Source organism: Nocardia sp. SYP-A9097 (assembly GCF_009649815.1).
Lineage (GTDB): Bacteria > Actinomycetota > Actinomycetes > Mycobacteriales > Mycobacteriaceae > Nocardia.
In genome coordinates this window covers 77,062-98,274 of sequence record NZ_WJIC01000005.1, presented here as the reverse complement: position 1 = coordinate 98,274, position 21,213 = coordinate 77,062, and the positions used below count along the sequence as shown (strand labels likewise).

The window sequence follows — 21,213 nt, the reverse complement described above, 5'->3', positions numbered from 1 at the left end:
TTGGCTATCGCGCGGCCTGGAGATGCCGTGGCGGCGTGAGACTGGCGGCATGAGCGCTGTGGCGGAGCTGGTCGAACAGACCAAGCAGTTCGTTATTGATCACGTCATACCGGTCGAACGAGAGGTGGTGGTCGACGGTCGCGTCACCGATGACGCACTGCGACTGGACCTGCAGAAGAAAGCCAAGGCCGCGGGCGTCTTCGGACCGCTCTCGGATCCCCGCTACGGCGGCCTCGGGCTCGACACCCGCGGCCAGGCCCGGGTCCTGGAGGCCGCCGGGGCGAGCCTGCTCGGCCCGCTCGCGGTCAATGCCTGGGCCCCCGATGACGGCAATATCCATCTGCTCGCGCATGTGGCCAATCCCGAACAGCAGGAACGCTATCTGGCCCCGCTGGCCGCCGGCGATGTGCGCTCGGCCATCGCCCTGACCGAACCCGCACCCGGTGCGGGCGCCGATCCGCGCATGCTGCAGACCAATGCGCAGGAGACCGACAACGGCTGGATCATCAACGGCGCCAAGCACTTCACCACCGGCGCCCGCGGCGCGGCCTTCATCATCTGCGTCGCCATGACCACCGACGGCCCCACCATGTTCCTGGTCGATGAGAACAATCCGGGCCTGCGGGTGGGCCGTCGCATGCCGACGCTGGATCACACCAGCGCGCCCGGCGGGCACTGCGAGGTCGATTTCGTCGACTGCGAGGTCCCGGACTCCGCGGTGCTCGGCGAGGTGGGCCGCGGACTCGAACTGGCGCAGGTGCGGCTGGCACCGTCCCGGCTGACCTTCTGTATGAATTGGCTCGGCCTCGCGGTACGCGCCCAGCAGTTGACCATCGACCATATCACGCACCGCTCCTCCTTCGGCGTCCCGATCGCCGAACACGGTCTGGCACAGGGGCTCATCGCCGATAACGAGATCGATATCGCCGCAGCACGCAGTCTGGTCCGATCGGTCGCCGAGACCATCGATCTGCAGGGACCGACCTCCGCGCAGGCCCGGCACGAGACCTCCATCGCGAAGACCTTCGTCTCCGAGGCGGTGTGGCGGATATTGGATCGCGCGGTGCAGCTGCACGGCGGCCTGGGCGTCTGCGAGGACCATCTGGTCGCCCGATTCCTGGTGGAGGCCAGGGCATTCCGAATCTACGAGGGTCCGTCGGAGGTGCTGCGCTGGTCGATCGCGCGGCGCGTGCTGCGCGGACCGCGCTGAAGCAGCAGAGAGCGAAAGGCACGACCATGACCACGAGAACACTCGCCGGATTCGCCGCCGCCTATCCCGAACTCGACTACACCGCAATCGATTACGAGTACCTGCGGGCGGTGTCGCAGGAGCTGGTGCCATTCGGCCGGCACGTCGGCACCCGTGTCACCGAGATCAGCCCCGAGCGTTCGGTGGTGGAGATCCCGGCGGACGGTACGGTCGGCAATCATATCGGCACCGTGCACGCCGGAGCCCTGTTCACCGCCGCCGATATCGCCGGGGCGGCGGCCTTCGTGGGCGCGGCCGCCGAACGGCTATACACCATCGAGCGCCTGGTCCTGCGCGGCGGTACAGCCGCCTATCGCAAACCGGCCCAGGGCCGCATCCGCGCCATCGCCACGGTCGACCTGCGCGAACTGGCCGATATTCTGGCCGCCACCGCCTCCGCGCGCTTCGAATTGTCCGGCAGGGCACTGCTTCTCGACGACAACGAGGTGCTGGTCGCCAAGTTCACCTTCGATTACGTCTGCGATGTGACCATCGCCGAAACGGAGTCGGCGTGACCACCGCGACACCCGAATCCCGTTCGGAATTCAGCACTCTCGACGCCACCACGGTCGAGACCGGCGACGGGGTCATCTTCACGCTGCGCTGGCTGCCCGCCGAGCGCGCGGACGCCCCCGTCGTGCTGATCCTGCCCGCCATGGCAATGAAGGCCAAGACCTACTACGCCCTGGCCAAAGCCCTTCACGCCCAGGGCCTTTCGGTAGTCACCACCGATCTGCGCGCACAGGGCGAGGCCCGTCCGGCGCTGGGTGAGCACACCGATTTCGGCTATCGCGAAATGATCGAGATCGATCTGCCCGCCATTCTCACCGCAGTCGAGCAGCGCTTCCCGGACACGCCCATCCACCTGTTCGGCCACAGCCTCGGCGGGCAACTGGCCCTGCTGTTCGCCGCCGCCGAGCCCGGCCGGGTCACGGGAGTCACCGTCATCGGGACCGGCACGGTGTTCTGGTGGGCATTCGGCCCGCGCCGCTGGTACGAGGCACTGAGCCAGATCCAGTGGATCGGTGTGAAATCGCGTATCAAGGGCTTCTGGCCGGGCGGGGTACTCATTCCCGCGCCCATGCCCGGCGGCGTGATGATCGACTGGTCGATCCACTCGCTCACCAGCTACTACCGCCCGCGTGGCACCGGCCGCCGGTACAACAGTCTGCTGGCCGCCATGACGCTGCCGGTGCTGGCCATCTCGCTCTCCGACGACGTGCTCGGCCCGAAATCCAATGTGGACTTCCTGGTTTCGCGCATGCCCGCCGCCGGGGTGACCCAATGGCATATCGACGAGAACTCGCCCGTCGAGCATCGCGACCACTTCATGTGGGTGAAGGACGCCACCGCCATCGCGGCCGGTGTGGCGGCATGGATCACGACCGGCGCACAGCCGGTCTGAAGGAGAGAAGTGGCACGGCTGCAGATCGACTCGGTGTCGAAACAATTCGGCGCCGACTACGCGGTGCGCGAGGTCAGTCTCGACATCGCCGACGGTGAATTCCTGGTCCTGCTGGGCCCCAGCGGCTGCGGCAAGTCCACGCTGCTGCGCATGGTCGCCGGATTGGAGGAGCCCACCTCGGGCCGAATCCTGTTGGACGGCAATGACATCACCACCGAGGCCCCGCAGCGCCGGGATCTGGCGATGGTGTTCCAGAGTTACGCGCTGTACCCGCATCTCACGGTGGCCAAGAATATCGGCTTCCCGCTGCGCGCCCGCCGCCGCCCGCGCGCGAGTATCGCGCAGCGGGTATCAGAGGTGGCCGCCACGCTGGAGCTCTCCGAACTCCTGGAGCGCCGTCCCGCCGCCCTCTCGGGTGGGCAGCGGCAGCGAGTCGCCTTGGCGCGCGCCATGGTTCGTGATCCCGGCGCGTTCCTGATGGACGAGCCGCTCTCCAATCTGGACGCCAAACTGCGCAGCGCGACCCGGGCCGAGCTCATCGCACTGCATCGCCGCCTGAGCGCGACCTTCCTGTACGTGACCCACGATCAGGTGGAGGCCATGACCATGGCCACCCGCATCGCACTGCTCAATGGCGGCCGGATCGAACAGGTCGGCACCCCCGAGGAGCTGTACGACCGGCCGCGCACCACCTTCGTGGCCGGGTTCCTGGGCGCTCCGCCGATGAATCTCTTTCCGGCACAGGTGATTCGGGACGTCAACTCGCTGCGGGTACGCACCGACGGTGTGGACGCGGCGCTGGATATCACCCCCGCGCCGGACTCCGAGACCGAACCCACCGCGGTGATCGCGGGTATCCGGCCCGAACACCTGTATCTGGACGACGCCGCCACCGCCGCGCGCGGGACCGTGACCATGGTGGAGAACCTCGGCAGCGAGGAGCTCGTGCACATCACCGCGGGCGCGGTCGAGCTCTGTGTGCGCGCCAAGCGCCCCGCCGGGGTGCGCGTGGGCGAGGCCGTCGGGCTCCGGGTGGCCCCCGGCGATATCCACCTGTTCGACAAAGACTCCGGACTCCGGTTGCAGTGGCAGGCACCGGAACCGATCGATATGTCCCTACCCGATGCGGCGGCAGTGTCCGTCGCCTGAACTCCCGCCACACCCTTTCGATGAGGAGAGATCCGTGAAACGCACCCTGCCCTTCTTGGGCTTGGTGTTCGCCGCCACGCTCGCGCTGACCAGCTGCGGGCTCGGCGGTACCACCTCCACCGACGCGACCTCGACCGCGCAGGTTCCGGAATTGCAACCGGGCCAGCAGGTTTCGATCGTCTTCGAGTCCTACAACTACGGCCTGGCCGGTGCCTGGACCGATACCTTCAATGCCCTGATCTCCGATTTCGGCAAGAAGTTCCCCAATATCAAGGTCACCGCGCAGAAGCCGCAGGGCAACAGCCCCAACCCGGCCACCGACACCATCTCCAGCGTGCAGAACCAGATCGTCGCGGGCAATCCGCCCGATGTCGTCCAATTGGGCTTCAGCGACCTGGATTTCACCATCCACCAGTTGCAGGCCAAGCCGCTGGACTCGCTCTTCGGCAAGCCCGAGGTGCAGCAGAACTTCGACGGCGTGAAATTCCCGTTCGCCGCCAAGGCTCGCACCCTGGACGATTGGGACGGCCACACCTACGGTGTGCCGTTCGTCTTCTCCACGCCCGTTCTGTATTTCAACGCCTCGCTGTTCACCCAGGCCGGGCTCGACCCGAACAAGCCGCCCGCCACCTGGGCGCAGGTCGCCGACGCGGCCAAGGCCATTGCCGGTAAGACCGGTAAGGACGGCGTCTACCTCGACTGCCTCACCAAGACCGCCAAGGATTGGTGCTTCCAGTCCATGGTGCGTTCCAATGGCGGCCGGGTCATCTCCGAGGACCGGCGCGGCCTCGCGTTCGCCGACGCCCCGGCGGTCGAGGTCACCAAGATGGCACAGGATCTGGTGAATACCGGCAGTATGCCCAAGCTCGCCCAGAAGCAGGGCTACGAGGCGTTCGCGCGCGGCGATATCGGCATGATCCTGGAGACCAGCGCCATTCAGGGCACCTTCGTCACCGGTGCCAAGGACAAGTGGGACCTGCGCTCGACCACCATGCCCCGCTTCGGCGACAAGGCCACGGTGCCAACCAATTCCGGTGCGGGACTGCATATTCTGGCTAATGATCCGGCCAAGCAGCGTGCCGGATGGGAATTGATCAAGTACCTCACCAGTGAGGAGTCGTACATGAAGATCTCACAGAATATCGGCTATCTGCCGCTGCGCTCCGACATGATGAACTCGCCGGCCTCGCTCGGTACGTGGGCCATCGCCAATCCGCTGCTGGCCCCGAACGTGGCGCAGCTGACCAGCATGGAGCCGTGGGTTTCCATGCCGGGCAACAACTATCTGCAGATCCGCGACGGCATGATGGACGCGGTCGAGTCGATCGTGTTCCAGGGCAAGGATGCACAGTCCACACTGAACGCCGCGCGTGACCAGGGCGCCAAACTCCTGCCCACCTCATGAACGGACTCACTCTCGTCCAGCTCACCGACACCCATATCCGGTCGGGTGGTGAGACCGTGCTGGACACCGTGGACACCTATGCCACGTTGAAGCGAGTACTGGATCAGTTGCGGACCGGCGGGCGGCGCATCGACGCCCTGCTGCTCACCGGCGATCTCGCCGACAACGGCTCACCCGAGGCGTATCGCCTGCTGCGCGCGGCCGTCGAACCGGTCGCCGCGGAGCTGGGCGCACAGGTGTTGTACGCCATGGGAAATCATGACGAGCGCACCGCGTTCGGGGTCGAACTGCTCGGCCGCGAGCCGGGCACGGTGGATCCGGCCCAGCCCATCGACCAGGTGATCGAGGTCGCCGGCGTGCGCGTCATCGCGCTCGACAGCACCACGCCCGGTCTGCATGACGGCAAATTGGAGCCCGAACAGCTGGATTGGCTGGCCGAGCAGCTGAGCCGTCCCGCGCCCCGGGGCACCGTGCTCGTACTGCATCATCCGCCGCTGCCCTCGGCCATCGCAGCGGCCGAGGCACTGAAGCTGCGGCAGGCCGAACAGTTGGCGGCCGTGGTCGCGGGCACCGATGTGCGCATGATCCTGTGCGGGCACAACCATATGACCGCCGCGTCCGCGCTCGCCGGAATTCCGGTGTGGGTCGGCCCCGCCATGGCCTATCGCATCCATGCCATGGCACCGCGGGGACGGCAGCGCGCCGTCAGCGGATCCGGTTACAGCCGAATCGATATCGTGGGTTCGGCCGTGATCGCGACCGCGGTCGAGGTGGCCGCGGCCACCGTCATCTACGACCGCGACGAGGCCGGGGAACTCGACCGGCTCGCACCCTACGTCGCGCAGTCCGGGTGATGCGGTGTTCGTAGTTCTCGAACAGGACGCGCCGCCGGTGGCCATTACGGCCCCGGCGGCGCGTCCGCGCCGCACCATGCTGCGGCGCGTGACCCGTATCGCCGCGCCCTATCTGTATCTGGCACCGGCGCTGTTCCTGCTGGTGGTGTGGACCTATCGGCCGCTGTTCCAGGCGATCGAATTGTCCACCTACTCTTGGAATCTGCTTCCGACCTCGCCCATGCGGCCGGTGGGAACAGCGAATTACAGTCGGCTGCTGGAACTTCCGTCGTTCTGGGCGTCACTGCGGCGGACCGCGGTGATGATCATCGGTCTGCTGCCGTTCACGGTCGGGCTGCCGCTGCTCATCGCGCTGGCCAGCCGGCAGGTGCGCGGGCGGGCCCGAACCCTGTACCACGCACTGATTTTCACCCCGTTCCTGGTCGCACCGGTCGCGGCGGCGGCGGTCTGGCGCTGGCTGCTGCATCCCGGCAGCGGCTTCGTCGATCGACTGCTGGGCAGCCATCGCAACTGGGTGTACGACTCGGCCACCGCGCACGGGGTGATCATCGCGGTCACCGGCTGGCAGCTGCTCGGATTCGCGGTACTGGTGGTGTGGGCCGGATTGGCCGGTATCAGTGGCGATTACGACGAGGCGGCCCGGATGGACGGTGCCAGCGCCAGTCAGATCCGCCGCTGGATCACGCTGCCGATGCTCTCCCCCACCCTGATGTTCCTGGTACTCACCACCGTATTGCTCAGTCCCACACTGACATTCCCGCTCATCGACACCATGACCCAGGGCGGGCCGTCGCAGGCCACCACCAATATCTACTACCTGCTGTGGGATTACGCCTTCCACACCTTCGACGCCGGATTGAGCGCCGCCGCGGGCGTCATGCTCTTCCTCGGCTTCGGCGCGGTGGCCGGCGTCCTCGTCTGGATCTCGGAAAAGGTTGCCTTCAACGATGATTGACACATCGATAGGCGAACGACTGCGGACCGCCGGTAGCCATGCGCTGCTGGCGGTCACCGCTGTCGTCTGCGTCTTCCCGCTCTACTGGATCTTCGCCACCGCGCTGCGCCGCCCGCAGGATGTGACCTCCCAGTCCCCGCTGCCCTGGCCGCTGTCGTTCGGCAATTTCAGCACCGCCGCGCACGAGGTCGACATCACCGGCCTGATCGCGAATACCTTTGTGGTGGCGATACTCTCCTCCGCCGGTCAGCTCCTGATCGCACTGCTGGCCGCCTACGCCTTCGCCATGTACACCTTCCCCCTGCAGCGCCTGCTCTACCTGGCATTCGTAGGCATCTGGCTGGTCCCGTTCCAGGTCACCATGCTCCCCAACTACATTCTGCTCACCCGCATGGGCCTGATCGATTCGCTGATCGGCGTGGTGCTCCCCACCCTGTGCTCGGCCATGGGCGTGCTGCTGCTCCGCCAGCATATGAACGCCTTCCCCAAGGAACTCGTGGCCGCCGCCAAGATGGACGGCCGCTCCTCCTGGTCCATCCTGTGGACCGTGGTGGTCCCCAACCTGCGCTCCGCCCTGGCCGCCCTGGGCATCCTGCTGTTCATCAACGCCTGGAACGAATACTTCTGGCCCGCGGTGGTTCTCCGTAAATCCAACGGTGTCCTGCAACTGGGCCTGCGCAGCTTCATGGGCACCGAAGGCGAACAGTGGGGCCCGATGATGGCCGTAGCCGGCCTGGCCTGCCTGCCCGTCCTGCTCCTGTACCTCGCCCTGCAACGCCACATAGTCAACGCCTTCGTCCGCTCCGGCCTGAAGTAGCTGGCACCTCCGATACGACGAAAGCCCCTGGAATCCAGGGGCTTTCGATATGGGATCGATCAGGCGGAGGCGAGAGCCGGTTCGGTGAGGGTGCCGATGAGGGCGGTGTCGTGCGTCGCGGAACGGAACCTCGGGTGGTCCAGGACATCGTGCAGGAATTCGGTGGTGGTGGCTACGCCCGCGCCTCGAATGCTGGTCTCCGCCAGCGCCCGTCGCATCCGGGCGATGGCGGTGGGACGATCTGGACCCCAGACGACGACCTTGGCGAGCAGCGAATCATAGTGCGGGGGAATGGAATAGCCGGTACCGATGTGGGTGTCCACGCGGACGAACTGGCCGCCGGGTAGCACGCATTCGGTGAGTGTGCCGGGGGCCGGGGCGAATTCGCGTTCGGGATCCTCGGCATTGATGCGGCATTCGATGGCGACTCCATTCGGGCGGGTGTTCGGGTCGACGGTGAGCGGCAGGCCGGAGGCGATGCGCAGCTGTTCCGCGACCAGGTCGAGGCCGGTGACCATTTCGGTGACCGGATGTTCCACCTGCAGGCGGCAATTGACTTCCATGAAGTAGAAGTCGCCGTTGGCATCCAGGAGGAATTCCGCCGTGCCCGCGCCGACATAGCCGGCGGCGGCCGCACCGCGTACCGCCGCCGCGCCGATCCGCTCGGCCAGCTCATGGGAGAGACCGGGGGCGGGCGACTCCTCGACCAGCTTCTGGTGGCGGCGCTGCAGGGAGCAGTCGCGCAGGCCGAGATGGATGACCGTGCCGTGGGTGTCGGCCAGGATCTGGGCCTCCACATGCCGGGCGCCGTCGAGATAGCGCTCGATGTACAACCGGCCGTCGCCGAAGACGGCGGTGGCATTGGCACGGGTCTGTTGCCAGGCCGCGGCGAACTCGCTCGGATCGCGGACCACGCGCATACCGCGGCCGCCACCGCCCGCCACCGCCTTGAGGATGACCGGATAGCCGATGTCGGCGGCCAGGTTTCGCGCCTCGTCCACGGTGTCGAGGGGATCGCGGCTGCCGGGGAGCAGGGGCAGGCCCGCATCGGCCATGAGGGCGCGGGCGGTCGACTTGTCACCCAGGCGCGCCATGACCGCGGCGGGGGCGCCGACGAAGATGAGGCCCTCGTCCTCGCAGACCTCCGCGAAATCCGGGTTCTCCGAAAGGAATCCGTAGCCGGGGTGGATGGCGTCCGCGCCGGTGGCGCGGGCGGCCTCGATAATCGCGGGAATGTACAGGTAGCTACGCTTGGCGGGTCCGGGACCGATCTGCACCGATTCATCGGCCAGGCGGACGACGGCCGAATCCCGATCGGCGGCGGAATGCACCGCGACGGTGGCGATTCCGAGTTCGGCGCAGGTACGTTGAATCCGGACGGCGATCTCACCGCGATTGGCGATGAGCACCTTGCGGATCTGCTGGGTCACCGGAGCACCTCGAAGACGATGAGCGGCTGCCCGTGCTCGACCGCTTCGCCGTCCTCGACCAGGAATTCGGCGACCACACCCTCCTTGGCAGCGGTAATGGGAATCATCAGCTTCATGGCCTCGACAATGCCCACCTGCTGACCGGCACGCACCGGATCGCCGGCGTCGGCGAAGGGGGCGGCACCGGGCTCGGAGGCACGGTAGAAGACACCTACCGTCTCCGAGGTGAGCGTGAATGTGTTTGCGGCGGGACCGTTTTCGGTGACAGCCTCGACCTCGACCGGGGCGATGGCGGCCACCGGCGTGGACCCGGCGGAACCGACGGACGCGCCATCCTCCCAGCTGATCCGCAGCAGCACCGGACCATTGGCCACGGTGACCGAGGTGGGCGCGGGCGCGCCATCATTGCGCACCGTCAACGCGTGCCGGGTCAGCACGGCCAAACTGTGGTCGGCCTCGTCCGCGCTCACGGCACGCCCGGTGGACTCGGTGGTACGTGGGTCGGTCATCGGTTCTCCTGAATATCGTGTCGGGCAACGCCGAAGGCGCGAAAACGGGCATGCCGGTGGGCCAGCAGTTCGGCGGCGGACCAGGCCCGCAGCTCATGCACCGTCTGCCGCAGCGCCCGGCGCAGGAGCATCGTTGCGGCCGCCGGGTTCGCATCCGCACCACCGGCGGGTTCGGGCACCACCGCATCGGCGATGCCGAGTTCCAGCAGCGCGGTCGCGTCCACCCGCAGGGCTCGCGCGGCACGCGGCGCCGCGCTCGCGTCCTGCCAGAGGATGGAGGCGCAGCCCTCGGGGCTGATCACCGAGTAGACCGCGTTCTCGCACACCAGCACCCGGTCCGCGAGTGCCAGGGCCAGCGCTCCCCCGCTGCCGCCCTCGCCGGTGATTACGGCGACCACCGGAACCTCCAGTCCGGCAAGCAGTTTCAGCGATTCGGCAATGGCCACCGCCTGCCCCTCGCGTTCGGCGCTGATGCCCGGATACGCGCCCGCGGTATCGATCAGGGTGATGACGGGCAGTCCCAGCCTCTCCGCCAGCCGCAGCACCCGCATGGCCTTGCGGTATCCCGAGGGCGTCGGCATACCGAAATTGCGCCGGCTCAGTTCGGCGGCGGTATGCCCCTTCTGCGTACCGATCACCGCGACCGCGACACCGTCGAGGCGGGCCAGACCCGCGACCATGGCCGGGCAGTCCGCACTGAGGCGGTCGCCGTGCAGTTCGAGGAATTCCTCGAAGGCCCCCGCCAGATGATCCAGGGTGGTGGGGCGGCCCAGTCGCCGTGCGGCCCGCACCCGCTCCCACGGATCACCGCCGGACAGCGCCGCCGGATCGGTAATGACCGCGGCGTCGTCGTTCGAATGCGGACGGGCCGAGCGGGTTGTCATGCCCACCAGCCGAATCAGCCGATCCCGCAGCGCCGAGCGATGGCAGATCATATCGACAATGCCGTGCTCGAGCAGGAATTCGGCGGTCTGGAAGCCGGGCGGCAGGGTCTGCCCGATGGTCTGCTGGATTACCCGTGGCCCCGCGAAACCCAGTCGCGCACCGGGTTCGGCCACGATCACATCGGTGGAGGTGGCGAAGGACGCCGCCACGCCACCGTAGGTCGGATCGGTGATCACCGACACCGTGAGCACGCCCGCGTCGTCGAGCCTGCGCAGGGCGCGGCTGGTCTTGGCCATCTGCATGAGGGCGACAATGCCCTCCTGCATGCGCGCCCCGCCCGAGGCGGTGACCAGCAGCAACGGACGACGTTCGGTCAGCGCCACCTCGGCGGCGGTGGTGATGGCCTCGCCCACCGCGCCGCCCAGACTGCCGCCGAGGAAGCGGAAATCCATGGCGGCCAGCACCACCGGCGTACCGCCCATGGTGCCGCGCACACAAAGCACCGCATCGGACATACCGGTCCGGTACCGGGCATCGGCAAGGCGCTCGGGATAGGGCCGTGAATCGGTGAAACCCAAAGGGTCGGCAAGGGTTTCGGCGTACTCGATGGTCTGCGCCGAATCCGGATCCAGCAGCAGCTCGATGCGCTGGCGCGCGGTCAGCATGCCGTGGTTATCGCATTCGGGGCAGACCCGGTCGGCACGCTCGAAGCGTTTGACGTAGATCATCGCCGTACAACCCGGGCACACCATCCACGTTGTCGCGGCGGCCGTTCCGGTCTCGAGAATGGTCATTGTTCCTCCGTCGGACGAGGCACATACCGGGCACATTCGGCCGGCAATCGCACACCGGCGCTACGCAATTGCGCGACCCGGGTGAGATAGGCCGCCCCGGTCATCAACTGGTTCGCGATATCGGCCACCGACCGATTGGCGGGCGCGGCGAGGTAGCTGCCCGCGACCCAGCTGTTGAAGCCGCCCATGGCCGGCCCGCACCAGATCTGATAGTCGGCCGGGCGATCGGCCTCACCGCGGATACTCCAGCCCGAGGACAGGCCCAGATACCACCGGAATACCAGCGCCATGCGAGCCTTGGGATCACCCTCGGCGCTGACCAGCTGCGCCGGATCGCGTTCGGTGAAGTAGGAGACACACTCCTGCCAAATCTCCGCGAGCGGACGCCGGAAGAGCTTGTCCTCCAGATCCTTTCGGATCTCGACGGGCAGGGCGTCCATACCGTCGTACGCCCGGTAGAGGTCGTACAGCCGCTGCGCCCGGGACGCGAACATGGTGCCCCTACGCAGGACCTGCACCTGCACACCGAGTTCGAACATATCCGAGGAAGGCGCCATGGTGCAGTCCGCGAATTGCGCTGTGGCGAGCAGGTTCTTGGTCGCCTGGGACTGATTCGCCTCCACCGCCGACTGATTCACCGAGCCGGTCACGATATAGGCCGCACCCAGTGCGAAGGCCGCAGCCGCAGCATCGGGAGTGCCGATTCCACCCGCCGCACCGATCCGGACCGCCGCCGCACCGGGAACAGTGTGCGCGATCCGATCACGCGCGGCCACCAGCTCAGGCAGCAGCACCACCAGCGGTCGCCGATCAGTGTGACCACCCGAATCCGCCTCGGCTGTAATGTCATCCGCCATCGGCACCCGCTCGGCGAGCCGAGCCTGTTCGGCGGTGATCCGCCCGCTCTCGACCAACTGCCGCAGCAGCCGCTCCGGCGCGGGCCGCAGGAACAGTTCGGCCACCTCGACCCGGGATACCTTGGCGATCAACCGATTACCACAGACGACCGCACCCTGCCGATCCACGCTCAGCCCGGCGGCACGGTACCGCACCACCTCCGGCGTGAGGTCCATGAAGGCCGAGGCCTCCACACAGCGCACCTCATGCCGCAGGCAGGCATCCACAATCGCCCGCTCCAGCGCGAGCTCGGAGGGACTGTGGATCAGATTGCAGGCGAACGGTTTTCCCCGCAGCTTCGCCGACAGCTCGGCGAGAGCGGCGTCGACCGCGGCCGGTGGAACCCCGGCCGCGCCGTAACTCGCCAGGTATCCGGCCTCGGCCATCGCCACGACCAGTGCGGGCGAGGCGATCCCATTGGCCATCGCGCCCGCCGCATACGCCGCACGCACACCGTGCGCGACCCGGAATCCCTTGTCTCCCAGCCGATCCTGCGGCAATGGCGGCACCGCCGCCAGTACCTGCCCGCGCGCGCCGGCGGCCCAGTCGTCCGTGGTGGCCGCGACCCGGCCCTCCTCGTCCCGCAGAATCCAGCACGGCCGGTCCAGGTCGAGCAGCAGGCCGGTGATATCGGCGGCCGTCCGCGCGAGCCCCGGGGTTCCGAGGGTGGTCATGAGCGCGCCTTCCGATCGGCGAGTTCGACTGCCAGATCCACGAGTTCGTAGATGCGCAGTCCCGGCTTCCACAGCGATCCGTCCACGACGACGGTCGCTCCGTGCGGTCCGCGCCGCACCGATTTGATATGCGCCTCGAGCTCCACACTGCCGTCAGTGGGGAGGAACTGACCGCGATAACGCCAGCTGAACGCGGTATCGGCGGGGATGCGGAAGACGGGATCGGCCATGCCCTCGGCGAATCCGGCATCGAGCATCCACTCCTGGACGGCGTGAATGACCGACTCCACCCCGAGCGAACCCGGGATCACCGGATCGAGGTGGAAGTGCCGGGTGAAGAACCAGTCCGCCGGATCGATGGCGCGCAGCGACCGCAGGTAGCCCGCACCGTACTCACCGCCCTGATCGACCACCTCGACGCAGTCGATCAGCGCGAGTTTCCCGCGTGAGCAGGCGGGCGCGGCGGCATCGGCCCGCCGGGCCGCCACATCGATGACCCGGGTCCTGGCCTCGGGATGCCCTGCCAGCCAGGTCGGCACGAAACGTCCTGCGTCCAAACCGGTTTGATTACCCAGCGCCTCATCACTGAAGTAGCCGAACATGGTCTCGCCCCGGTAGAACGGTTCGCCGTCCACACTCAGCGTGTAATCGAAGGTCTGCAGTGACGATCCCGGCAGGATCGTGGTGGACAGCAGCCGCGAATCCTGTTCGATGGTAGCGTCCCGCAGGTCGACCTGCCGCAGTACGGTCGCGGTACCGCCGAGATTACGCAGGCTGAGCGTCACGCCCGGCTGGGTGCGGGTCGGCCCGGCGTAATAGCCCATCAGCAGCGCCGCCTGCAGCGAGGTCTCCATGTAGACGAAGTGCGGCATGGAGTCGTTCGCCGTATCGGCGTAATACCAGGAATCCGCCGGAGAGTCGTATTCGGTGGTGTACGAAGCACTTTCGAGATTGCCGCGCGCACCGTCGAACTCACACACCCGGTCGACGAGCAGCAGCCCGCCGGTCGGAAGCCGGGTGGCTCGCACGCCGGTGTACTCGGCGAATTCCGGGCCCATGGCAATGGCTTGATCGCCGCGCGCCAGGTGCGCCATATGGAATTCGTTGAGCAGCAGATCACCCGCCGCTCCGCCGGGACCGACCTCCACCCCGGCGGGTTCCGCGACGGTAACCCGTACCGCGACCGGAGCCGTGCCGGGGCCGAAGCTCACGGTGCCCTCGATATGCGGGCGCGGCACCAGATCGAGCCGATCCACCACGAGATCGACAGTGCCGCTGGAGTTCCCGAACGAGGTCTCCCCGACGCTGCCGGTGATCGTGCTCCCGGACAGGCATAACGGCATGCCGGTGAACAGGGCGAACACCTCGGCCACCTGGAGCGCCGCCGACCGTGAATCACCCTCGAATCGTGCTGTGACACGGCCATTTCCAGTACCGCCGTACAGTTCGATCCCGGTGACCTCGGTCAGCGCCAGCGCGCTCGTACCCGCCAGGCGCGCGGCCCGGATGATGCCCGGCCGCTGATGGCCGGGCCCGAACACCGCGCCGATCTCACCGCCCGCCAATAGCTCCAACGCCGCCCGGTCCAGTTGAACGCGCCCGGACCTGGCCAGCGGTTTGAACGCGCCCTCGGCGGCATTACCCGCCGTGCGAACCGAAACCGGAACCGGCACAGGACGAATGGCCCGCCGCCAGATCCCCCGCTGCAAGGCGAGCTGCGCGGACAGCGCGGACCGATGCGCCGCCACCACTCCCGCGCGAATCTCCGCGATCGGATCGACCCGATGGGCAACAGGTGCCGGGGCAGCCGGGGCCACCGGCGCAGCGGGCTTCACCGCCGCCGGTGCGGGTGCAGTCAGGGCATTGAAGGGAATACCGTCGAACTCCAGCACTGTCATGCTGTCCACCGCCTCACCGAGGTTCGGAACTTCTCCGTCAGATCGGGTGTCGTCAATACGGTGACATCCGAGAATCGTTGCAGGACTGTGCCATCGAGCGTCAGGGCCGTCGCGTCGAGCACGGCCTCCATGCGGGTGGCGCGGGGATTGTCCACGACCACCAGGAAGGGTTCGCCCGCCGGCAGCGGCGCGTGGTACTCGATCCGCCCGACCCCGAGGGGCAGGCAGGCCGCACCGAGCAGGCGATGTCCCAGTACGGGCGGGGCCTGCAGGATCAGGTCGGCGAGCACCGGATCGTGCAGCCGGCTCGCGTAGGCGCCGGGAGCCACCGATGCCGAGGGCAGCGCACACTCCAGCACGAGAGCGTCGTCGTTCAGCGCGCGCACCGAGCGCAACCCCTGTAGTGCGGGACCGTGGAACTGGATGCCGTCCCGGTAGATGTACTCCGCGCTCACTCCCGGCCCAGCCGGAACCTGCTGCCGGGCGGCGGCTTCCGGTGCATCGGCCAGCAGCAGCGTGGCACGGAACCGCGCCGCCGAATCACCGAATACGGTGGCCCGCACCGCCATCCGGCCGTCCACCGGCTCGGCCGGGGTCAGCTCGATCTCCAGGGTGTGCACAGGATGGTCGAAGACCACCCCGCGCAGCACCTGGAAGTCCCGCGCACCCACCACGATTCGCCCGGGCCGGGTGCGCTCGGCCAGGTGCACCATCGCACCCAGTCCGAAGGTGGCGGGCAGCACGATGTGCTCCCCCACCCGGTGCGCGGCGATCACCGGCTCCTCGATGAGCCCGCCGATCTCACGCCGCACCCGCGCCGCCGCGGGCTCCACCTCACCTTCCGACAACGCGGTCGCAGCACCGATCAGCAGCACCGGTTCCCGACGGCGTGATTCGCTGAACTGCGCGGTGAACGCGGCCGCACCGGCCGCCGGTGCGAGCAGCGGAATGCCCCGCATCCGGAAGTGCTCACGCAGTGCGGGAGTCACCATCCCGCCGTCCCACGCGCCCCAATCCAGCGCTGTCACATAGCGATCGGGATGCCGCTGTCCCCAGCTCACCGCGAACCGCCCCAGCGCCTCATTGGCCGCCGCGTAGTCCGCCTGCCCGGCATTGCCGAACAATCCGGCCACCGAGGTGAACAGCACCAGATGGCGCGGTTCCCCGGCCGCGGCCAGCACCGCGCCCAGCCCCGCGAGCTTGGGGCGCAGTACCCGTTCGATGGACTCGGCGGTCTTGTCCGGGATGAGCGAATCCGCCAGCACACCCGCACCGTGCACGACACCGGTAATGGCTCCGTGCCAGGGTGTCAGCGCCGCGGTGAGCGCTGCCGTATCGGTGGCATCCACCGCCTGATACGTCGCCCGTTCCCCGAGTTCGGCAAGGGTGGAACGGATTTCGCGCACCGCCCGCACCTGGGCGCAGGCCCGGTCGATATCACGTGGGGTGACACCGGTCCCCGCCAAAGCGCGCACCGCCGCGGTCTTCAACTCCGCGTCGGCGAGATCGAGCGCCCACTCGGGTTCCGGATCCAGAGCGGTCCGGCCCAGCAGCAGGAAGCGACACTCGGCCACCAGCGCCAACTCCAGCACGCAGGTCGCGGTGACGCCGCGCGCACCGCCGGTTACCAGCAGTACATCGGCGTCGGTCAGCAGCGCAGGTCCGAAATCGGTACCGGCGCTGACGTTTTCCGTTATCCGTGCCGGACCGTGCGATCCCGGGACCGGAGTACGGCGCGCACCGTCGGCGTCGATGCCGACCTCCGGGGTATCCGAGGCCGCATCACACAACTCCTCGAGCACATGCTCGGCGAGTCGATGCGGCAGGATCGCCGGATCGATGTCCAGGGCCCGGCAGAACAGCGAAGGCTGTTCCGCCGCAAGGCTCTTGACCACACCACCGAGACCACCCAGCAGCGCAGCCACCGGCTCCGCGTCACCCCGGAATCCGAGGTGACCATCGAGCCGGGTGACGGTCACGAACCCCGCCCGCCCGGTCGCACCGCGCAATGCCGGCAGCGCCTGCCCGGCCACCAGAATGGCATCGGACAGAATCCGCTGCGCCTGTTCCCATTCGGCGGCCACACCGGCGACCACCACGCAGGCGTCCACCGTCCCGGCCGCCGCTCCCCGCGCCCGCCGCACCGTCCAGCCGTGTGCCCGGAACTGCTCTTCGATTGCCTCGCAATCGGTTTCGGCAGTGTCATCCAGGCACACCAGCAGTGCGGTGCCCGCGGAACGGTAGGGATCCACCGCAATATCCACCGGGGGCAGCTCGACGAGTTCGACTACATGCCGCGGGGTCTGCGCCGCGGCCTCAGCTTTTGGGTGAACATCACCCCCGGCCAGCTCGCCCACGATCTGATCGAGCGTGCGTAAAGTACCGAGTTGCTCGGGTCCCAGCACCGGTAGCTCCGGAAAACGTTCCTGCAGAGCACCGATCACCTGAACCCGCTTGATCGAATCCACACCCAGATCCGCTTCGAGATCCATGGTGGGATCGACCATCTCGACCGGATAACCGGTCTTGTCGGCAACTACCTCGCGCAGCGCCCGACGCAGCACATCACCGGAGGGCGCGCCCCCGGCAGCGGGAACAGCCACAACCGGAACCGATACGGTCGGCGCGACGTCAGCCCCGGCCAGCTCGCTCACGATCTGATCCAGCGTGCGCAGCGTGCCCAGTTGCTCCGGGCCCAGCACCGGAAGCTCCGGAAAACGTTCCTGCAGAGCACCGATCACCTGAACCCGCTTGATCGAATCCACACCCAGATCCGCTTCCAGGTCCATGGTCGGATCGACCATCTCCACCGGATACCCGGTCTTGTCCGCGACCACCTCACGCAGCGCCTGACGCAGCACATCACCGGTCAGCGCGTCGGCGGCGGCGACGGGCGCGACCGCGGCAACCGCAACCGGCTCCGGAGCGGCGACGGGCACAGCGATCGCCGCGGGCGGTGCGACCGGCGCGGGCGGTGCGACAACGGTATTCGCGGCGGGCGCGATGCTCGCCGAGGCACCGTTACCGAGGTGCGCGGGCCGCGCGGCGGGCACGGTCGCCACCGGCTCGACATACGCCGGTGCCGGGCGCGGCCGACTCACCGCCGTCCCACTCTCCAGCTCGGCCAGCTGCGCCACCACATCTCCCGCGCGGGAATGGCTTTCGCTGATCGCCACACCGTGATCCTTCACGGCTTCGATGGCGCGCACGGTCAGCTCGTCGAGCCCGCCGTCGCGCAGCGCACCCGCCAGATCACGCGCCAGCTCCAGCTGACCGTCCAGGTAATGCCGATGGGTGCCCAGATGCTGCACCAGCGCGCTGTCCAGCGCACCCGGCGCCAGCAGTCGGTACTGCGGTTCGGCTGACACGTTATTCTCCGAGTTCTCCGAATGTCCGTTGGACAGAACAGGTATGGGCGTGGGTACCGGCACCGGGATCGATGCGATGGCGACCGCCGGCGCGTCGGTGACGACCTGGTAACCGTCCGACAGCGCGGCCGCATAAGCCTCGCGACGGCTGGCCGGCACATACTCCGGCGCCGAAATGGTCACCGCCATAGCGGGTTTGCGTTCCCGGCCCGCCGGTTCCGGTGCGGCATAACGGTTCAACCCGTGCAGCTCGAAGCCGAGCACCGCCAGTCGCACCGCCGCCCGCTTGAGCGTCAGATCCCCATTGCCGATGGGTCCGGGATCGGTGGCGATGGCGATCACGTCATTGCCGAAGGTGCGCCGCACCAGCGAGGTCAGCACCTGCTTCGGCCCGAACTCCACGAAGACCGTGCAACCGTCGGCCCGCATGGCGGTGAGCGCACCCCGGAAATCGACCGGATTGCTCAGCTGCGCGGTGAGCGTGGCGCGATTGCTCTCGACATCCTCGCCATAGGACGCACCCGCGGTATCGGCGTACACCCGCGCATCGGGAGCCCCGATCCGCACCGCCGCCACCGCCGCGCCGAACGCCTCCACCGCATGACCCACGTAGGGCGTGTGGAAAGCACCGGACACCGGCAGATACCGTGTGACCCAGCCCTTTTCGGCACACACATCGGTCACCGCGGCGATACCGTCCGCGCCGCCGCCCACGACCACCTGATCAGGCGCGTTGTCATTGCAGACCCACACGTCCTCGATACCGGCGATGGCCGCCTCGATATCGGCCCGCCCGGCGCCCACCGCGACCATGGTCCCGGCATCGACACCCTCGTGCACGGTCATGGCCGCGCCGCGCGCCCGCGCCAGCCCGAAGAAATCATCGCCGGTGACGGCCCCGGACGCCCACAGCGCGGTGAGCTCGCCGAAGCTGTGCCCGAGATAGCCCTCGGCGCGGAAACCGAAGTCCCGCAATACCTCGAACTGACCGGCCGACAGCGCACCGATCGCCGGTTGCGCGAATTCGGTACGGCGCAAAGCGATTTCCTGCTCCGCACGGGCCTCGTCGACGAAGGCCGGGGGTGGGAAGACCACTCCGCCCAGCCGCCGTGACGCATCGGCGAAGGCCGCGTTGGCGGCGTCGAAGGCCGCACCCACCGGCGGATTGTTCAGCGCCGCATCGAGTCCCATATCGACGTACTGGCTGCCCTGACCCGCGAACAGCGCACCCACCTTGCGGTCGGGCAAGGCGGCGGCGCGGAAGTACACGCCCTCGGGGTGATCCCAGTGCGCCGCACCGGGATTGCGCAGCAGCTCATCCACCGCCAGTCCGCGCAGATCCGCGGCGGTGTCGTCATCGAGCGAGACGAAGCCGATGCGCGCGTAATCGTCGGGGATACCGCCGCCATCGCCGCCATCGGTATCCCGGACCGCCGCCACCAGACCCGATACATCCGGTGCGTGCCAGATATGCGCGCGCGGCGTGCGATGCAGCACGCGCAGCCCGTCGCGAGTGGCGTCCGCCTCCTCCAGCACCAGGTGGAAGTTGGTGCCGCCGAAGCCCATTGCCGAGGCCGCCGCCCGGCGCACCGGCCGCTTCGGATCCCGGATCCACGGCCGGGTGCGGGTATTCACATAGAACGGCGTGGTATCGGCGTCGATTTCGGCATTGGGTGCGTCCACATTGATGGTCCCCGGCAGCACCTTCTGATGCAGTGCCAGCGCCAGCTTCATCACACTCGCGGTGCCCGCCGCACCCTTGGTGTGCCCGATCTGCGATTTCACACTGCCCAGCGCGGCGAACCCGGTCTCCGGAGTCGCTTCGGCCAGAATGCCTTTCAGCGCGGTCAGCTCGGTCTTGTCGCCGACCGCGGTGCCGGTGGCGTGCGCCTCGATGAGCTCGATATCGGCGGGTGAGCACTCGGCATCGGCGTACGCGCGGTTGAGCGCGATGCGCTGCCCCTCGGCGCGCGGCGCGTAGATGCTCTTGGAGCGCCCGTCACTGGAGGAGCCCAGCCCGCGAATCACCGCGTAGATCCGATTGCCGTCGCGCCGTGCGTCTTCGAGCCGGCGCAGCGCCAGCATCGTAATGCCCTCGCCCAGCATGGTGCCGTCCGCGCCGTCGGCGAACGGGCTGATCCGATCGGTCGGCGAGAGCGCGCCGACCTTGCTGAAGCACATGTAGATGAAGATGGTGTTCTCGGTGTCCACGCCACCGGTGATCATCATGTCGGCGCGGCGGTCCTGCAGTTCGGCGATGGCCGTGCGAATCGCCGCCAGCGAGGCCGCGCAGGCGGCATCGACGGTGCAGTTCATGCCGCCGAGGCCGAGCCGGTTGGCCACCCGTCCCGCAACGACATTCGCGAGCAGGCCTGGGAAGGAGTTCTCCTCCCACGGTGCGAATGCCGCGACGAATCGATCGGCAATGGCATCGGCGTCGCCCTCGGAGAGTCCGACCGAACGCGCCGCCTCTTTCAGCACGGGAGTCGAGAGCCGGGCCGCCAGCGGATGCATGAGCGGTACCGGTCCGGTGGTGCCCAGCACCACGCCGGTGCGCTCCGGGTCGTACCACTGCGAGTCATTGGCGCCCGCGTCCACCAGCAGATCGCGTGCCACACCGAGACTCAGTGTCTGCATCGTGCTGGTGACCTCGAGCTGATTGGGCGGCAGCCCGAACTCGAGCGGATCGAAATCCACATCGGGCAGGAAAGCCCCACGGCGCGAATAGGTCTTGTCCGGGACCGATCGGTCGGCGTCGTAGTAGTCGTCCAGTTTCCAGCGCGAGGACGGCACCTCCTCGGTACAGTCCACGCCGTCGATGATGTTCTGCCAGTACTCTCGATGATTGCGTGCCTTGGGCAGTAAGCCCGACATCCCGACGATGGCGATCGGGTCGCGTGCCAGGCGTCTGTCGTCCGTCACGA

General features: G+C 68.0%; 14 protein-coding genes. 8 read left to right on the top strand and 6 right to left on the bottom strand.

What is annotated here, in order from left to right; genetic code table 11:
- The first annotated feature begins 49 nt into the window (after nucleotides 1-49).
- The 8 genes from GFY24_RS12875 to GFY24_RS12840 are packed head-to-tail and all read left to right on the top strand — an operon-like array spanning nucleotide 50 to nucleotide 7,834.
- Nucleotides 50-1,210 carry an acyl-CoA dehydrogenase family protein gene (locus tag GFY24_RS12875; protein WP_153805271.1) on the top strand — a complete coding sequence of 387 codons (1,161 nt, stop codon included), beginning with the start codon at nucleotides 50-52 and terminating at the stop codon, nucleotides 1,208-1,210.
- A 26-nt stretch (nucleotides 1,211-1,236) separates the two neighbouring features.
- A complete protein-coding gene (locus tag GFY24_RS12870) occupies nucleotides 1,237-1,764 on the top strand; it encodes a YiiD C-terminal domain-containing protein (RefSeq protein WP_153805270.1) in 528 nt (175 codons plus the stop codon).
- Entirely contained in the window at nucleotides 1,761-2,654 is an 894-nt protein-coding gene (locus GFY24_RS12865; RefSeq protein ID WP_309230788.1) for an alpha/beta fold hydrolase, read from the top strand. Before GFY24_RS12870 ends, GFY24_RS12865 begins: the two co-directional genes overlap by 4 nt.
- A gap of 9 nt (nucleotides 2,655-2,663) precedes the next feature.
- Nucleotides 2,664-3,803, top strand: a complete 1,140-nt coding sequence (locus GFY24_RS12860) for an ABC transporter ATP-binding protein (protein WP_309230787.1) — start codon at nucleotides 2,664-2,666, stop codon at nucleotides 3,801-3,803.
- A 34-nt stretch (nucleotides 3,804-3,837) separates the two neighbouring features.
- Entirely contained in the window at nucleotides 3,838-5,208 is a 1,371-nt protein-coding gene (locus GFY24_RS12855; RefSeq protein ID WP_309230786.1) for an ABC transporter substrate-binding protein, read from the top strand.
- On the top strand, nucleotides 5,205-6,062 hold the full coding sequence (locus GFY24_RS12850) for a metallophosphoesterase (RefSeq protein WP_153805267.1): 858 nt from the start codon (nucleotides 5,205-5,207) through the stop codon (nucleotides 6,060-6,062). Before GFY24_RS12855 ends, GFY24_RS12850 begins: the two co-directional genes overlap by 4 nt.
- Nucleotides 6,063-6,066: 4 nt before the next feature.
- On the top strand, nucleotides 6,067-7,017 hold the full coding sequence (locus tag GFY24_RS12845; RefSeq protein WP_375336037.1) for a carbohydrate ABC transporter permease: 951 nt from the start codon (nucleotides 6,067-6,069) through the stop codon (nucleotides 7,015-7,017).
- Nucleotides 7,010-7,834, top strand: a complete 825-nt coding sequence (locus GFY24_RS12840) for a carbohydrate ABC transporter permease (RefSeq protein WP_153805266.1) — start codon at nucleotides 7,010-7,012, stop codon at nucleotides 7,832-7,834. The genes GFY24_RS12845 and GFY24_RS12840 overlap by 8 nt, the downstream gene beginning before the upstream one ends.
- A 59-nt stretch (nucleotides 7,835-7,893) precedes the next feature.
- On the opposite strand, the gene GFY24_RS12835 is transcribed toward GFY24_RS12840, so the two are convergent.
- From GFY24_RS12835 to GFY24_RS12810, 6 genes are read right to left on the bottom strand one after another with little or no spacing between them, the layout of a single operon-like run.
- Nucleotides 7,894-9,264, bottom strand: coding sequence for an acetyl-CoA carboxylase biotin carboxylase subunit (locus GFY24_RS12835; RefSeq protein WP_309230785.1), 1,371 nt, complete (start codon nucleotides 9,262-9,264; stop codon nucleotides 7,894-7,896).
- Nucleotides 9,261-9,773 carry a biotin/lipoyl-containing protein gene (locus GFY24_RS12830; RefSeq protein WP_153805265.1) on the bottom strand — a complete coding sequence of 171 codons (513 nt, stop codon included), beginning with the start codon at nucleotides 9,771-9,773 and terminating at the stop codon, nucleotides 9,261-9,263. The genes GFY24_RS12835 and GFY24_RS12830 overlap by 4 nt, the downstream gene beginning before the upstream one ends.
- Nucleotides 9,770-11,452, bottom strand: coding sequence for an acetyl-CoA carboxylase, carboxyltransferase subunit beta (gene accD / locus GFY24_RS12825; protein ID WP_153805264.1), 1,683 nt, complete (start codon nucleotides 11,450-11,452; stop codon nucleotides 9,770-9,772). The genes GFY24_RS12830 and accD overlap by 4 nt, the downstream gene beginning before the upstream one ends.
- Nucleotides 11,449-13,023, bottom strand: coding sequence for a PfaD family polyunsaturated fatty acid/polyketide biosynthesis protein (locus GFY24_RS12820; protein WP_153805263.1), 1,575 nt, complete (start codon nucleotides 13,021-13,023; stop codon nucleotides 11,449-11,451). Before GFY24_RS12820 ends, accD begins: the two co-directional genes overlap by 4 nt.
- Nucleotides 13,020-14,921, bottom strand: coding sequence for a beta-ketoacyl synthase (locus GFY24_RS12815; protein ID WP_153805262.1), 1,902 nt, complete (start codon nucleotides 14,919-14,921; stop codon nucleotides 13,020-13,022). The genes GFY24_RS12820 and GFY24_RS12815 overlap by 4 nt, the downstream gene beginning before the upstream one ends.
- Nucleotides 14,918-21,211, bottom strand: coding sequence for a polyketide synthase (locus GFY24_RS12810; protein WP_309230784.1), 6,294 nt, complete (start codon nucleotides 21,209-21,211; stop codon nucleotides 14,918-14,920). The genes GFY24_RS12815 and GFY24_RS12810 overlap by 4 nt, the downstream gene beginning before the upstream one ends.
- Nucleotides 21,212-21,213 lie beyond the last annotated feature (2 nt).

Excerpts from the sequence above, each read along its gene's own strand:
- GFY24_RS12815 (WP_153805262.1), bottom strand. The coding sequence starts at position 14,921 with ATGACAGTGCTGGAGTTCGACGGTATTCCCTTCAATGCCCTGACTGCA.
- GFY24_RS12840 (WP_153805266.1), top strand. The coding sequence starts at position 7,010 with ATGATTGACACATCGATAGGCGAACGACTGCGGACCGCCGGTAGCCAT.
- GFY24_RS12850 (WP_153805267.1), top strand. The coding sequence starts at position 5,205 with ATGAACGGACTCACTCTCGTCCAGCTCACCGACACCCATATCCGGTCG.
- GFY24_RS12820 (WP_153805263.1), bottom strand. The coding sequence starts at position 13,023 with ATGACCACCCTCGGAACCCCGGGGCTCGCGCGGACGGCCGCCGATATC.
- GFY24_RS12875 (WP_153805271.1), top strand. The coding sequence starts at position 50 with ATGAGCGCTGTGGCGGAGCTGGTCGAACAGACCAAGCAGTTCGTTATT.
- accD (WP_153805264.1), bottom strand. The coding sequence starts at position 11,452 with ATGACCATTCTCGAGACCGGAACGGCCGCCGCGACAACGTGGATGGTG.
- GFY24_RS12830 (WP_153805265.1), bottom strand. The coding sequence starts at position 9,773 with ATGACCGACCCACGTACCACCGAGTCCACCGGGCGTGCCGTGAGCGCG.
- GFY24_RS12870 (WP_153805270.1), top strand. The coding sequence starts at position 1,237 with ATGACCACGAGAACACTCGCCGGATTCGCCGCCGCCTATCCCGAACTC.